Here is a 15201-nt window from a genome sequence, read left to right as displayed (position 1 = left end):
TATAATTAGTTTACACCCAATCGTTTTCCATCGGCCGATTTCAGGGTGCCCGCAGCCAGCCTGAAATCGTACAGTGACGGATCGTTAAATACAGGGTTATTGTAATAAATATGTTTACCGGTAACATTATTGAAGAATGAACTTACGCGGCCGCTTTTATAAAAATTGCAATAGTCTACCCTCAGTTTGTCCCAGCTCATTTCCTCAAACCAGATGCAACGGCCGCCGGCGCCGCTTTTGTTGAATACACAATTGGTAACGCTGGCGGTTTGCACACCCGGCAGTTTTACCACACAGCCCTGCATGCGGTTATCCACCTCATTGAAAGTGCAATGGTCTATAACCACGTTGGGGCCGGTGGTACTTTCATCGTTGCCGCCGCGATATACATTGATGGCTGTGCTCAACATATTGGTAAATACACAATTCCTTACCAACAGGTGCGCTACGTTGTAAATACCTTTGTCATCTTTCTCTGCCGAGAAATCGATACCCGTTCCGGAATTATGATGAAACAAACTGTTGGTAATGATCACCGAATCGGCATAAGTGCTTTTGGTTCCACGGATACAACCGGAACTACTTTCATTGAAATTGAAGAATACACAATCATGTACCTGTAAGCGGTAATGACCGTTCATGGGTTTGGTGGTAGTGCTGATGGCGGTTTGCACATCGCCATAACTTTTATACGCGCTGTTGAACTGAACATGTTCCAGCGTTATACCGCCGCCATTTTCGATAATGACAAAAGCCGGCAAACTTTTCGCACCGGTGTTTACCAATTGCGGTTTGAATTCACCATCCCTTCCTTTGATTGTTATAAGGGTACGGATCACCAATGGTTCGTCGAGCTCATACAGGCCGGTATCGGCTAGCTGAATGATATCGCCGGGTCTTGCTTTGGCTACAATACCTGGCAGCTCTTTGCTTTGTGCTGCCGGTACCGTGTATGTTACAGGAGCGGTTAGTGCCGGCCCTGCCGGTTCATACCATCTGGCGCCGGCTTCGTCAGCATCCATCCAGGATACCTGCTTCAAGCCTACCCCGTTTGTATGAACGGGCAACGTATAACACCTTCCCTTATAGGTAACATTTCTTACACCGCTTTTACCGGCAGGAGAAAATCCTTTAGCCAGTGCAGCAGTTCCCTGAACAATAGCCGAGTTGCTTTGGAACAAAATACCGCCATCATTATTGGCGTCTTCATACAAAAGATTACTTTTAGAGGAGATCAAATTGTTGCGAAAGACAACATTCGCCGGAGCCGCGGTTCGCTCGGGATCTTTACCAGCCCCGAAAACTATGCTTTTACAACCTACAAATGTATTGTGATCTATTTCCACATCTTTTACCTGCACATAGCGGTTAGGTAATGAATTCGGAACGCCATTCAATACGCTGAATGCAGCATGAAAGCGCTCGCCTGCCAGTTCTATAAACAGGTTATTGCTAACTTTATGACCGGGATTGATGATGCGCACGCCGCCTGTATGCGGCATTTGATTACCTATAAATACGTTGCCGGTTACAGTATTGCGTTCTCCATGCCGCAGCACCAACCCTCCTTCGCATTCATAAAAAGTATTGTTGTTGATCTGGTTGTCGCAACTTTTTACAGAAATGATCTCCACTTCTCCACTGCAGCGTTCAAAATAATTGTGGTGAATGCTGGTGTGTGAGGAGGTCAAAGCATAGCGGGACACGCCAACCCGAATGGTTTCGCCCCCATTGGAACCCAATGGCAGTCTTCCGTTAAAATAATTGCTGTCTATTTCGTGATAGTTCTGCTGGCTGCGTTCATCATTCAGTTCAACAATGATGGTTGTACCGCCGGTTAATTTACCACCAATGGTACAATGGTCGATGCGGTTATGCCGCCCCCATAATACGATCCAGCTCTCGTTATCAAAACGGCCGGGTTTGTTATAATCATTGATCACACAGTTGGTAAGGCGACAATTATTGGCAGGTTTTTCATTGTTCTTTCTGAACTCTACTACAGCGCCATTTTCTGCAAAACCATCAACAAACTGAATACCTGACACCACCACATGGTTACCGCCAAACCTGATGAACGAGTTGCCGGTAAATTGTACCGTCCCCGGCGCTTCGGCTGCAATTACGACCGGCATTTCTTTGGTACCGCTTGTTTCTATAACCAGGGCTACATTATTCCACCTTCCTTTGTTGAGCAAAATGGTATCGCCCGGCTGCGCTTTTAACAACGCCTCATGCAGTTGTTGTTTATTGCTTACCAGCATTGTAGCGCCACGCGCTTTCCCAACAAGCAGTATGAAAACAAATAACCAGCAATATTTTTTAAAAACAGCTGCAAGCCGCAAGCCGCAGGCTGTACGCAAATACAAAATGCGGTTACAGTTTTTGCTGGTTTTCATTTCAACATTTAGTGATGGACATTCGTTATTCAATATTTCACTTTTTCGGCTGAAAATAATAATTGAGTTTTGGCCAGATGGAACTTACTATGGCAACATTTCATTATCCTGTATGTCTTAACGAAATTTTTCAACAGACGTTCCATTTCTCTATTCCCGATTTTCAAATACTTCATTTCTTCCTGCTTACCACCCTTTCTTCTCCCTGCTTATCCTCAAAATATCATCGAGGTGCGCAGCCATTGCCGCACCGGCCGCATCGGCATCCTGATCGGCAATGGCCTGCAATATTTCATGGTGCTCTGCCATCGCCTGTACACCGCGGTTATCGCCGCAGATCTTTTGATCGATGATGTTTTTGATGATATCGGGCAACAACATCAGTAGCATGCTTTCAAACACCGAGTTCTTTGTGGCATTGGCAATCCGCAGGTGAATGAACATGTCTTCCTGCACCGCATCCTGTTTGCCGTTCACTTTATTATCGTAATCGGCTACAGCAGCCTGCAACAAGGCCAGGTCATCATCGGTGCGCCGCATGGCTGCCAGCCTTGCCGCGTTGATCTCCATATAATAGCGGGCTTCTATCAGGGCCGCAAAATCATCCTTATTGAAGTTGATGATATCGGTCAATACACCTTCGATCATTTTTATATTGTAACCCGATACATATGTTCCGCTTTGCGGCGAAGTTTTCAGCAAGCCAAAGAACTCCAGTTTGCGAATGGCTTCACGCACATAGCTGCGGCCAACGCCCAATCTTTCTGCCAGCACCCGTTCGGCCGGCAGTCGGTCGCCCGGTTTCAATTGCCCTGTGGTGATCAACTGTTTTAGCTGTTGGATGATCTTGTTGGTCGGACTTTCCACCTCGATGCTCTTAATGCTTTGAATTATGTCTGATGTATCCATAATGCTTTTATTTTACAGGTGTAAGGTTAATGATTTTTTTTATTGTTCTTTCATAATGTCGATAGTGAGCGTAGAAGTTCCCTGTGAGGGAACCGCTACCACGTTCACCGCATTAACTTTGATCAATATATTTTTTGTTGCACCGGTACCGCCGGCAGGCGTTACTTTGGCCCAGATCAGCGATGATGTTGTAAAAGTAGTTGAGTTGGGTGCATTTGCCGTTGGTGCGGCCACACCGGTGAAAAAGGCATCGTTCAATTCCGTGATGCTATTGTCATTGAACTTTGTTTTAATATTACTTTCGGCCGATCCTGTTCCCAATACCCTGAATTGGGTTTTCTTCAAAGTAGTTGAGGTGGGTGTTGGCGGCGCCCATGAGGTACCACTACATTTAAAGGTCGACAACGTACCTGATGAAATATTCGCCGGGTTATTGAAAGCGATCAGGGGCGTGCTGTTACAGAAGATGGCAAAATCAACCCGCGTATTATAGCTGGCATCGTTGATCACCTCACATGGACCAACAACCGGCGCTGAAAGTTCCCCGGTAAAAAAACAACTGGTTGAGTTGGTGCCGGTAAGCCCCTGCGCCATCATGGTAAGATTTTTCCAGTGGTAGTATGGAAGAATGGTAACCGGCACCGAAGCTGCATTCTCACTGTTGCCTGCATCTTTTGCCACTACCTTACAGGCGGTAACCGATGCGTTGTAGCCAAACGAGGTATAATTAAAGGTATAATTATACTCATTGGCTGTTGAGCCCGTAAGCACGGGCGTAACCGTTCCCTGCATCGTTTCCACATTGCCTGCAATAGCATATACCGTAACTGCATTAAGGGGAGTATAGGATTTCAGCGTACCGCTGATCTCCGGTGTTCCATCGGGCAAAGCGGCCATAAGGGCATCGGTACTGAAAGTGATCACCGGTTTAAACGGAATGTTTACAAACTGCACCAGCGTCTCTGTTTTCAACCCGTATATATCTACTGCTGTAACCTTTAACTGCCCAGCGCCATCGCCATAGGTATAATTATAGTTGATGGCAACTTCTTTGGCGCCATTCCCGGCAATACTGTCCAATACCTCGAAATTACCGCTCCGGTTATCGGAAATATAGATCTTCGACAACCCGGTTTCTGAAGTAGCTTTTGCAGTGATAGCGGTGTTACCGTTTATCGCAGGTGTCATTTTATCGGGCAAACCGGTGACCACCGGCGCGTTGGGATCGAAATAGCTGATCTTTATGATCTTTTCAAAGGATGCATTATTATCCTGTACGCACAACAGTTTCAGGCCCTGTACCGCCGACAGGTCAATGCCCGCCCAGGAAACTGCTTTTATTTCGAACCGGTAGTCGCGGCTATTTTCCGCCGGCGGAAAATCTACCTGGATAAGCGTATCCTGTTTGCCCTCGCGTTGTAAGTAATAATAGATCACTTCCATATCAATGGTCGCATTTATGTTACCGCTAACGGCGGCTTGCGGCTGAAAACTTTTTAAAGCCACATTGTATACATACTCATCACTGTTCAATGTGCCTTCCGGCTGTACAAAGTCTTTCTTTTGACAGGCAACCATTACCAGCGTTATCAACGCCGCCATGGCCGGCAGATTAAAAATGGATGATTTGAATATTTTTATCATATCGCAGTCATTTGTTATCGGAGACATATTGTGTCTTCCATTATCACATTATCGAATTATCACATTATCACATTAATATCCTTTATTTTGTTCAATCGCAATTTCATTATTGGTGTCCAGCTCACGTTGTGGTATCGGCAAAAGCGGTCGTATATTGATGTTCGCCTGTAACTCAGTTAACAACAAGGCAGGTTTGAACCGTTTGTAATGCGTATCGTATTCCGAAGAATAATATGCCTGCATAGCTGTTACGAACTGCCCGGTGCGTATCAGATCGAACAGGCGGTGGTTCTCGAATGCCAGCTCGAGCCTTCTTTCATCGAGTAATCTGGTAAGGAAGTTTGCATCGGTGATAGCTTCGTCGCCCGATGCGGGGTACTGATAAAAAGCAGCGGAGAAAGTACCTGTGCCCGGGTATATTCCGGCCCCTGCTCTCGCCCTGATACGATTGATGATCTCAACAGATGCCGCATCGAAACCCAATGCTTCAGCTTTCATCAGCAGTACATCGGCAAACCTGAGAACCGGGAAATCGTTCTCGGCATCGTTCTTTATCATCACCGGCGAAAGGAATTTCTTTACATAGTTCAGGTTATTATACCGCGCTATAGTGGCGTCTTTCCGTTTATCGGCAAAACTGCTGGCAGGCATGATATATTTGGCCACCATATTGTCGGTAGGATAATTCAAACCCGACCCGTTGCCATTGACAAGGGCGCTGCCGCTGTTCAATGCGGCAAAGGAATTGGCCATATAATTACCCAAACCCAGTCCACCGGCTTTATACCGCACGGCAAAAACAATTTCCCTGTTCATTTCATTACCGATCGAAAACACATCAGCATAATCGGACAGCAGGTCGTGACCGCTGTTGCTGATCACATCTTCCAGCAATGGCAATGCGTCGGTTCTGCGGTTGATGGTAAGGTATACTTTCGCCAGCAGCGATTTGGCGGCCCAGATGGTTGCCCGGCCGAGGTCTTCCTGCGCCATAGCGCTAAAGGTTTTCCTGGCCATTAATTCCTGTGCTGTTTCCAGGTCGGCAGTGATCAATTTATAACATTCTTCTACCGAAGAGCGGCCGATCGATTTCAATGCAACAGGATCTTCCTTTTCGGTGAGAATAAATACACCGCCATATAACCGCACCAGGTTGAAATAATGATACGCCCTGATGAACAATGCCTCCCCGGCCAACTGTTTCCGTTGTGCATCGCTCATTTGCGCAACAGGTTCACCCAACGCGATCTTTCCGTTGGTATATTCCACGCCCAAACTTCTCAACACGTAATTGGCGCTACGAATATTTTTATAGGTATAATACCAGTAGTCATACACCTTGTCGTGCGATGAGTTCTGTAAATAAGTGTTCAGATCATTCAATTCAATATTTGGCACCGACGTACTGCCCGGTGAACCCTGTTTTGAAATATCAGACCGCAATTCGGTCATCATCCATTCTGTTTCCAGCGGCTTTTGCAACCCATTATAACAACCGGTAAGGGCTACTTTCACCTCTTCATAGGTGCGGTAGTAATTCTCAACCGTCACATTCGACCCGGGCTTCAGGTCAATGATCCGGTTACAGGCCGTGAGGCCGGCAACAAGCAATATGATGGAAGTTTGTTTAAGCAGTTTCATGACGAATATTTTTCTATGGCAGGCGTTAAAAATTAATATCGATCCCCATCGTAACAGTTCTTCCGATCGGAAAACCACCGCGCTGATAACCGTCGATCAGCGGCGAAGCGTAGGCGCCTGAAGTTGTTCTTGCTTCAGGATTGATTCCGCGGTAGTTCTTCGACATAATGTAAAACAGGTTCTCACCCGCAGCATACATTCTGATGCCGTTCAGCTTCATGCGTTTTACCTGTTTGGCCGGTAATGAATACCCCAGCACACAACTGCGCAGGGCGGCATAGGACCCATTCTCTATTACATGATCGGTCAGCATCCAGTCGCTGCCGTTGGAAGCATACGGCGTTTTGCCATCGCCGGGAAAAGCTGCACTCACCCACCGGCCACCGGTATTGTAATTTTTATTGTACCATTTCGATTCGTTGTAATAGGCATCGCCATTCAATACGCTGGCGCCCTGAACTCCCTGGATCACAAACGTGACATCGAACGATTTGTATTTAACGGTATTGGTAATACCCCAGGTAAAATCGGGAAATGGTTTGCCCAGCACGGTGCGGTCGGCTTCATCGATGATCTTGTCGCCGGTAACATCTACAAACTTCAACCCGCCGGCCACAAAGTATTTCGACATGGCGCTGGAATAACCCGCCGCTTTGGCATCGGCAATCGCCTGATCAGATGTCCAAACGCCATCGGTTTTATACCCAAAGAACTGCACCGATGGCCGGCCTACGATCGATGCATAGATCTCGTTTCTTTCACCGTAGTTATATTGAAATGGCTCGCCGCCCATTTGCAACAGCCTGTTGCGGTTACCCGAAACGTTCAGCATTGTTGACCATTGCCAGTTCTTTTTGCGCACATTCACTGACGACAATTCGAGCTCCAAACCCTGGTTGCGCACTTTACCAATATTGTTCCAGTATTGATTGCTGCCAGAGAACGACATCGCCGCCTGTTTATATAATAACCTGTCGGTAACGCCATTGTAATATTCAAGGCTCATGGTAATCCGGTCGCCAAACAAACCCACATCGATACCCGCATCGTACTGGAAGGTACGTTCCCAGGTAAGAATATTGGGCAACACATCATTGTTGGCTGCCAGCCCGCTGCCGAGCGTTCCCGTACCGGCGCCAAAAGCGTAATTTGCGATATTCAGCAGTTCGAGGTAAGAGAACGGTTCTATTTTATTATTACCGGTTGCGCCGTAGCTGCTCCGTACCTTCAGGTTGCTCAACCAACGGATGTCTTCCATAAACGGCTCGCTGCTGATACGCCAGCCGGCCGATACCGCCGGGAACCAGCCGTATTTTTGTCCCTCGGGAAAATAACCGCTGCCATCTGTACGCAAACTGGCCGTGAACAAATACTTCCCTTCATAATCATAGGTAATTCTGCCCAGGTAGGAAAGCAAACCGATCGGCGTTTTTTTAGTATACGTACCCGAGAGGTCGATGGATGAAGCGAGGTTCAGGGTTTGAATGTCGTCGCCGGGCAGGTTCAGTCCTGTGATCTGGCTTTCATCGATGCTGGTCTTTTGCGCCGTAAAACCTAACAACCCGGAAATATTATGTTTGTTGCGGATGCTGGTGGTATAGTTAAGGGTGTTCTCCCATAACAGATCAATAAATTTCTTTGAATAATTAACGCCTCTGTTCACATCGCCGTCGGCCTTTGCATTGCGCTTCGAGAAGCTATTTGTTTCTACATAATTGAAATAAGCGCTGCCCTGTGTTTTCAGTGTTAACCCTTTGTACAGGTCAATGGTGATATCGGCGCCGGTCAATGCGCGATAGTTATCGGTAAAATTACTTTGGCGCTCTGCTACCGATTTCGGCGTGTTATTGCTGCTGCTGAAGGGGATCACTTTTCCATCGTTTACACTGGCATCGGCGCCGCTGTTATAATAAGTACCGTCGGGCATATATCCCTGGTAAACGAGATTGCTGAAATGCCCGGCCTGCGCCCAATCGCCGGGTTGCAGGTTTGCCCATTGCGGATTCTGTTTTACAAAAGCTGCCGTAGCGGCTGTATGATGTACCGGCAGGCCTGAATAAAAACGATAATAATCGGTGAAATTTACCGGTGGCGATTGCGCCCGCGAGTAAGAGGGGTTGAAGTTCACACTGAATTTCACTTTCTTACTTAGCGCTCCATCGAGTTTTGTTTTGAAGTTCATCCGGTTCAACCCGCTGTGGCCCATAATGCCTTCATCGCTCTGGTAATTGCCCGACACATAATACCGCAGGTCTTTGCCGCCCGAAACACCCATTTGTACATTGTAAATAGAAGCGCTTTGCAATGCCTCTTCCTGCCAGTTGGTACCATCGCCACTGCGCAATACGCTTTCGACCAGGTACCGCGCTTTCTCCTGCGGCGTAATGAGGTTTTGTTTATCTGTCGTTACCGTGGGGTCTTTTGCCCGCATGGCCGCTTCATTATACATCTTCTGCGTATACTCACTGGTGCTCATGATGGGATGCAGCTTGTACGGTCCTTTCTGACCATAATAAGCTTTAACCGCATACTTCGGTTTATTGGTTTTACCGCTTTTAGTGGTGATGATAATAACGCCATTGGCCCCGCGCGAACCATAAATGGCGGCCGAGGCGGCATCTTTCAGCACTTCCACCGACTCTACGTCAAATGCATTTACCATCGACAATCCATCGGGCACGGGATGACCATCTACCACCACCAGCGGATCGGCACTGGCGCTGATGGAACTTAATCCGCGTACACGTATACGCGGGTTCGATGCTACCTCCGAACTGGTATTCTGCACGGTAACACCGGCAATTTTTCCGATCAGCGTTTTATCGAGCCCTGAGGTTGGAATTTCATCGAGGTTCTCGTTCTTTACTTTTGAAACGGCGCCCGTAAGGTGCGACTTGCGTTGCTGGCCATAACCGATCACTACAATATCATCGAGTACGGCAGCCATTACTTCAAGCTGAATTGCCAGGCTGGTTTTACCATTCAGCTCTATGATCTGTGATTTATAACCAACCGCACTGATCATCAGTTTGGCTTTTGCGCTGTTGACCTTAATGCTGAAGTTGCCCTTTTCATCGGTACTCACACCCGTACCGCTTTTGGCGCCAACCACCGTCACCGATGCGGCCGCCAGGGGTATGCCCGATTTGGCATCTGTAATTTTGCCCCCGATGGTTTTCTGCGCCAGCGCTACCACGCTCAACAGCAGACACACGATCAGGATTCCCAAATTTTTTTTCATATAAGCAGTTTATCGTTAGCTGTTAAAATCAATTGGCAATGGGGAGGAGGCGGGTGGCAAACCCGGAATCAGGGTGAAAAAAGGGGACGGGTTCAGGGTAAAGGGGCCGGTGGTAAGGCCGGTTTGTGCCGTCAACCTTAAAAGCACCGGGCAAAAAGGCCGAAACCAGGGTAAAAGGCATTGATAAACAGCCTCTTATTGTTCTGTTTAGGGGAAGCATCATTGGCAGTGGTTTATGCAATCGTTTATAATTTGTAACCTTATCAACCAAATTGGTTAACCAATAATTGGTTAACCAAAACTAGGGATTATCTATTCTAATCCAAATTTATTTTAAGAGAAAGCGCCGGAGCAGCAGCGAACGGGCGGGCATCAATATGTTTAAACCACTGGCATTCAAAAAATTAATAAAACAGATTAGGTTGAGATTTAATTTTTACTCCAGAAGTATTTCGTTCAAACAGCCATTTTCAATAATTAACTGATCATTTTATTTATTAAACCCTGTTTTCGTTAAAGGGGATGGACATGTTATTTACAAAAACACTTTTTTTAGAAGAGATGGTCACTTTTATATATAAAAAGTGTTTGGCGTTAAACGAAATGAACTTTTTACAAAAACTTCCTGGCAGCAAACGAACAAACTTTCATTTAACATGCTGTACTTTGGGTTACACGGAATGAAGCCTCCGTTCAATCAGCGTTTTTTTCAATTTAACTTGTGATCTCATTCCGGCTAATGCTACCTGAGTTATGTATGAAACCTGTCTGCATCGCCTTTACGGTCGCCGCGGCGGTTTTCATCAGGTTTGCCTGGAGTATTATTTTGGAAGACAATGAACACCCACTCATGGAACAGGTGAATAGCGAAAAGCTGGCGTACTGATCGCCGTGCGCGCATTGTTTGAGTAATTAGCAATGCGTAATGTTTCCGGTACTTTTACGCCAACCTCCTTTGCCTACTTGGGGTGTACGCTTAGCCCGGAGCATTTTGCGTTCCGCGTTCAGCGTTTGGCGTTTGGCGTTCCGCATTCAGCGTTCCGCATTCTGCGCAAGCTATAACTTCACCACCCTTACAGCAGTACGTTTACCATTATTTATAAAGATCACCAGATAACTCCCGGTTGCCAGGCCATTAGTTGGAATAGTGGTTTGAACGCTGCCTTTGGCAACCGCTTGGGTCAACCACAGCCTTCCATCAATACCCGCTATCTGAATAGTCGCGGGTTGTTCGGCGGCAGCGTAAGTAAGCTTAATCTCACAGTTATTAGTGATCAGTTGCGGTGTTACAGAAAAGCCATTCCCATCACTGTTTATTGTAATGATGCTACTGTTTGTAAATTTTCCATCTTTGTCCACCATTTTAAGTCGATAAAATAATTTACCGGCTAATGGCTGGTTATCAGTTGCTGAATAATTTCCGGTTAATGTACCGGAAGCTTTCACCTGTTGTATAGTGGTAAAATGAACGCCATCGGTACTTCGTTCTACATCAAAATGGCTGGTATTTGCCTCTTCAGCGGTCTTCCATTTAAGTACAATGTTATTGTGCAGGCGATCACCTGTGAAATAGATGAGTTTTAGCGGAAGAACGACCATGCAGTCGTTTACCTGTAAGGCGCCGGATGAATGATCGGTACATCCGTTCACATTACTGGTTACAGAGACCTGATAATTTCCAAGATGGGTTGTTGTTACCGGATCCATTGTTAGCGTATTACCGGCGGTTGTACTTCCATCGGGGTGTTGCCAGTTATATGTATAATATGGATTGGCGGGCAACGTAAGGGTTGTACTGCTGCCAAGGCAGGCGGCGCCGGTAACGCTTACCGCCGGCAGCGCCAGTGTATCAATAGCAACACTGTTTGAAAAACTGTTTCCACAACCATCGGCAATCAAAAAATTATACAAACCGGCCGACAAACCGGAGAATACATTGCCTGTTTGCAAAGGTGAAGTTGTAGCGCCGGTATTGTACCGGTACCTGTAAGGAAATACGCCCGTAGTGCTATCGGGCAACAGGGCAACGAAACGATTGCTTCCACAAACGGCTACAGCCGGGGCCATGACAAATGCAGGTTGTGCGTAAGGCGGCACTACTATCTCATATTGAATGGTATCACAGGCATAGCCGCTCATACCCGTTAAAAACGACCAGGGCGCAATGCGTGCCCTGTATGCATACATGGCCGAATAGGTGCCTGCCGGTATATTCACAGCTGAATCTATGGCAGGATATGAGGACGTATAGAACAGCTGGCCGTTTATATTAATAGTGGCGTCGTATTGGGCTCCATTAGAACCGGCATTAAAGACGATCCTGTTATCATTAATACAACCTTTTATAAGGTTGGCAGTAAATGATGAATGACGTAACTGGGCAGGCGTTATCGTAAACGTAGCCGTATCCCTTTCACCGCAGGTGTCTACGGCATAGATAGTGTAAGTGCCTGCTCCAAAATAATTGATCCTTACGCCTGTTGAGCCGAAGGGCATATTTCGCATGGTATCGGGATAAATATAATTATGTACGGTTCCATCAGGGAACGTAATCGACGGCGGACCACTTGCAACGATGATATCCCCGAGAGTTAAATTGTTAATAAGTATATCTATACCGGCTGCTCCTTCCTTACATACATCGGCGGGGTTAATGGAAACGGAGTATATATTCAGCAGCGGCCTTTCTTCCCAGTTAAAGGTAATACTGTCTTTTCCGCAGCAGTCTTCACGCACCACTTTATAACCAATGCCGGGCGGGTGGCCTGAAAAAGAAGAATTATTGGTTTGTGAAGCCAGCAATATACCGGCCGGGCTGTACAACGAGTATTGAACGGTATTACAACGGTATACGAAAAACGAACCGGGCCCATTGTCAGATGCAGGATCAAACGCATAGCGGAGGTTTCTGTTGCAGGTGCCGGAAGTATACCTGTTAGGCCACATATCCAGTACATTCATATAACCATAACTTATTGCAGAAGCGCCACAGCTATTCACCGCATTGATGGGAATGTTGTCCAACGCCCCATGCTGGTGATGGTACCTGAAATGAAAGGTATCGCGGATAATATACCCGTCAATATATTGCGTATTGGTGATCACATGCGTTTTTGTAGTTCCATCGGGCAAGGTTAAGGTCATGGTATATGGCGCCCTGATGTGGCTGGGATTAACCGCATAAATTCTATAGGGCAAATAAAAAGAATCACAATCTATATAATGCAGGCTACCACGGTCAATCAAAAATGCCCCATCATTTCCATCGGGTAACGTAACCGTTCTTGTTTGAAAATTACCACACGAATCAGTTACCTCATATGTATACGAACCACCGGCTAAACCGGTGAACTGGTTGCTTGTTTGTGAAGGCCTGATTACAGGCGATGGACTTATAAGTGCATAGGTATATGGAGAACGGCCATTTGTAATATTCACAGTAATACTGCCATCACTGGCGCCGGGACACCTGGGCGGCGTTAGTATAGAAAATGGCTGCGGTACGGTATATGAACCGGCAATGGTGAAATTGGCAGTAAACGTTGTATTGCAATTATCAACCACCCGGGCGGTATAGTTACCCGGTGGTAGCGATTGAAACTGATTGGAAGACTGGCCGGGAAACTGAACAGGCCCGGATATAATACTGTAAACAAAAGGCGCGGTACCGCCGCTGAGCTGAACTTCGGCAGTGCCTGAGGCCTGGCACCTGCTTTCTGTAGTGGTTATACCAGTTATGGATAAGGGAGTAACTGAAGGACATTGGGCTAAAACAACATGGGAAATCAGCAGAGACAGCCCCATGTATATAACGGGTACAAAATAGCGCATACAATAGGGTTAGGTGTTACGTTGCCTTTAACGGGCACCCATATGGTTTATTGGTAACATACTTATAGAAATATAATAGTAATATGTACATCATAAAAAAATGACCGTACATGGTAAGATGCCGCACGTCATATCAAATAATTACAACTTATGTACAGTTAACAAGATAAGCCAGTGCACCGGCGCCGGCCAATTGCATTCATCCCGCTCAGTTTTTTTAGCAGCGGAATTAAACTCAAAACTTGTTATCCATATACAGATTACCGCTTTTGCCGGCCAGACCGGGTAAGTTGGGAGGTTTATAAAATAGTGTATTTTTATAATACCGTTTAAATATAATATCGGGATCATGATCTTAAAGCGAATGGTAAAATATAAACAACCGATCCTGTATGGCGCATGTATGGCCATCCTGTTATTTCTATTGAAATGGCTTCAATTCCGATTTGTAATCATCGATCATGCCCTCGAAATTTATGTAGGCGCCATTGCCATTATTTTTACCGGACTGGGGATCTGGCTGGCACTGAAACTGGCCCGCCCCAAAGTTAAGACGGTGGTGGTGGAAAAGGAAGTATATATAACACCCGTTGCTGCCGCAAACGGGAATGGCGTAATCGCCAGTGAAGAAGCGCTGGTTAATCCGGGTTTAAGTAAAAGAGAACTCGAAGTGCTGCAACTGATCGCCGAAGGATTAAGCAACCAGGAGATCGCCGCCCGCCTGTTTGTTTCGCTGAATACCATAAAAACACATTCGAGCCGCATTTTTGAAAAGCTCGACGTCAAACGCCGCACGCAAGCCATCGAAAAAGCTAAACGATTGAACCTCATTCCTTAAAACCAGTCACTCTTTAGTATAAAAATCGGGGTTTACGACAAAATCACCCGAAAGTATGAACGTGATTTCCGTTTTGCCCTCCATTTTTGTGGCGTAGCCGGCTGCCGGTACCAGGCCGGTTATATTACTCATCAAAAGCAAAACAATGAAAAAAAATGTTCTTGTATTCGGACTGTTGTATGGTTTAATCGTAACCGCATTTATGATCTACTCTTCAGTGAACTGTTATTACAACGCCAACTTTAAAAGCAATGAAGTAGTAGGCTATGCGGGCATGCTGATTGCTGCATCCTTTATTTATATAGGTATTAAAAATTATCGCGATAAGTTCAATAATGGCACCATCACCTTCGGCAAAGCGTTTAAGATAGGCTTATTGATCACGCTTGTAGCCTCCACTTTTTATGTGCTGGTATGGGTAATTGAATATTATGTTTTCCTGCCCGACTGGATGGATAAATACTGCACCCATTTGATCACCGAGGCAAAAGGCGCCGGCGATAACCAGGTAAAAATGGAAAAGACCAATGAACTGGTCGATACCTATAAAAAGATCTATAGCAACCCATTCTATGTAGTGCTGGCCACATATGTGGAAGTATTACCAATTGGCCTTATCGTTTCCCTGATTTGTGCGCTGATACTAAAACGGAAATCAAAAACCGGAAGACTGGCAACCGCTATGGCTTCCTGAAAAA

Annotated in this window: 9 protein-coding genes; 3 read left to right on the top strand and 6 right to left on the bottom strand. The window is 46.1% G+C overall.

Annotated features, from left to right (window positions below; all coding sequences use genetic code 11):
• Positions 1-5 precede the first annotated feature (5 nt).
• The 5 genes from A4R26_RS19755 to A4R26_RS19735 all read right to left on the bottom strand — a co-directional run bounded on the left by A4R26_RS19755 (position 6) and on the right by A4R26_RS19735 (position 9834).
• The gene (locus tag A4R26_RS19755) at positions 6-2399 is read right to left on the bottom strand and encodes a chondroitinase-B domain-containing protein (RefSeq protein ID WP_081167079.1); all 2394 of its coding nucleotides are present in this window, start codon (positions 2397-2399) and stop codon (positions 6-8) included.
• Positions 2400-2585: 186 nt separating this feature from the next.
• Positions 2586-3308: a FadR/GntR family transcriptional regulator gene (locus A4R26_RS19750; protein WP_081167076.1), complete on the bottom strand. Its 723-nt coding sequence runs from the start codon at positions 3306-3308 to the stop codon at positions 2586-2588.
• Between the two features lie 39 nt (positions 3309-3347).
• A complete protein-coding gene (locus tag A4R26_RS19745; protein WP_081167072.1) occupies positions 3348-4952 on the bottom strand; it encodes a hypothetical protein in 1605 nt (534 codons plus the stop codon).
• 72 nt (positions 4953-5024) lie between these two features.
• Positions 5025-6593, bottom strand: a complete 1569-nt coding sequence (locus tag A4R26_RS19740) for a RagB/SusD family nutrient uptake outer membrane protein (RefSeq protein WP_081167067.1) — start codon at positions 6591-6593, stop codon at positions 5025-5027.
• A 25-nt stretch (positions 6594-6618) separates the two neighbouring features.
• Positions 6619-9834 carry a SusC/RagA family TonB-linked outer membrane protein gene (locus A4R26_RS19735; protein WP_081167062.1) on the bottom strand — a complete coding sequence of 1072 codons (3216 nt, stop codon included), beginning with the start codon at positions 9832-9834 and terminating at the stop codon, positions 6619-6621.
• Positions 9835-10591: 757 nt separating this feature from the next.
• Between A4R26_RS19735 and A4R26_RS35875 the strand changes: the two genes are divergently transcribed.
• On the top strand, positions 10592-10720 hold the full coding sequence (locus A4R26_RS35875) for a hypothetical protein (RefSeq protein ID WP_278248435.1): 129 nt from the start codon (positions 10592-10594) through the stop codon (positions 10718-10720).
• A gap of 170 nt (positions 10721-10890) precedes the next feature.
• On the opposite strand, the gene A4R26_RS19730 is transcribed toward A4R26_RS35875, so the two are convergent.
• Positions 10891-13665 carry a T9SS type A sorting domain-containing protein gene (locus A4R26_RS19730; RefSeq protein ID WP_081167058.1) on the bottom strand — a complete coding sequence of 925 codons (2775 nt, stop codon included), beginning with the start codon at positions 13663-13665 and terminating at the stop codon, positions 10891-10893.
• 349 nt (positions 13666-14014) lie between these two features.
• On the opposite strand from A4R26_RS19730, the gene A4R26_RS19720 reads away from it, so the two are divergent.
• Together A4R26_RS19720 and A4R26_RS19715 are read left to right on the top strand one after the other, a co-directional pair.
• A complete protein-coding gene (locus A4R26_RS19720; RefSeq protein WP_081167051.1) occupies positions 14015-14503 on the top strand; it encodes a helix-turn-helix transcriptional regulator in 489 nt (162 codons plus the stop codon).
• A 145-nt stretch (positions 14504-14648) separates the two neighbouring features.
• Complete coding sequence (locus tag A4R26_RS19715) at positions 14649-15197, top strand: DUF4199 domain-containing protein (protein ID WP_081167048.1); 549 nt, start codon at positions 14649-14651, stop codon at positions 15195-15197.
• Positions 15198-15201 lie beyond the last annotated feature (4 nt).

Source organism: Niastella populi (genome assembly GCF_002078015.1).
Lineage (GTDB): Bacteria > Bacteroidota > Bacteroidia > Chitinophagales > Chitinophagaceae > Niastella > Niastella populi.
This window is presented reverse-complemented; position numbering and strand designations above follow the sequence as displayed.

What these genes read in the sequence shown, in the direction of transcription:
- A4R26_RS19755 (WP_081167079.1), bottom strand. Translation starts at nt 2,399, where the DNA reads ATGAAAACCAGCAAAAACTGTAACCGCATTTTGTATTTGCGTACAGCC.
- A4R26_RS19750 (WP_081167076.1), bottom strand. Translation starts at nt 3,308, where the DNA reads ATGGATACATCAGACATAATTCAAAGCATTAAGAGCATCGAGGTGGAA.
- A4R26_RS19745 (WP_081167072.1), bottom strand. Translation starts at nt 4,952, where the DNA reads ATGATAAAAATATTCAAATCATCCATTTTTAATCTGCCGGCCATGGCG.
- A4R26_RS19740 (WP_081167067.1), bottom strand. Translation starts at nt 6,593, where the DNA reads ATGAAACTGCTTAAACAAACTTCCATCATATTGCTTGTTGCCGGCCTC.
- A4R26_RS19735 (WP_081167062.1), bottom strand. Translation starts at nt 9,834, where the DNA reads ATGAAAAAAAATTTGGGAATCCTGATCGTGTGTCTGCTGTTGAGCGTG.
- A4R26_RS35875 (WP_278248435.1), top strand. Translation starts at nt 10,592, where the DNA reads ATGAAACCTGTCTGCATCGCCTTTACGGTCGCCGCGGCGGTTTTCATC.
- A4R26_RS19730 (WP_081167058.1), bottom strand. Translation starts at nt 13,665, where the DNA reads ATGCGCTATTTTGTACCCGTTATATACATGGGGCTGTCTCTGCTGATT.
- A4R26_RS19720 (WP_081167051.1), top strand. Translation starts at nt 14,015, where the DNA reads ATGATCTTAAAGCGAATGGTAAAATATAAACAACCGATCCTGTATGGC.
- A4R26_RS19715 (WP_081167048.1), top strand. Translation starts at nt 14,649, where the DNA reads ATGAAAAAAAATGTTCTTGTATTCGGACTGTTGTATGGTTTAATCGTA.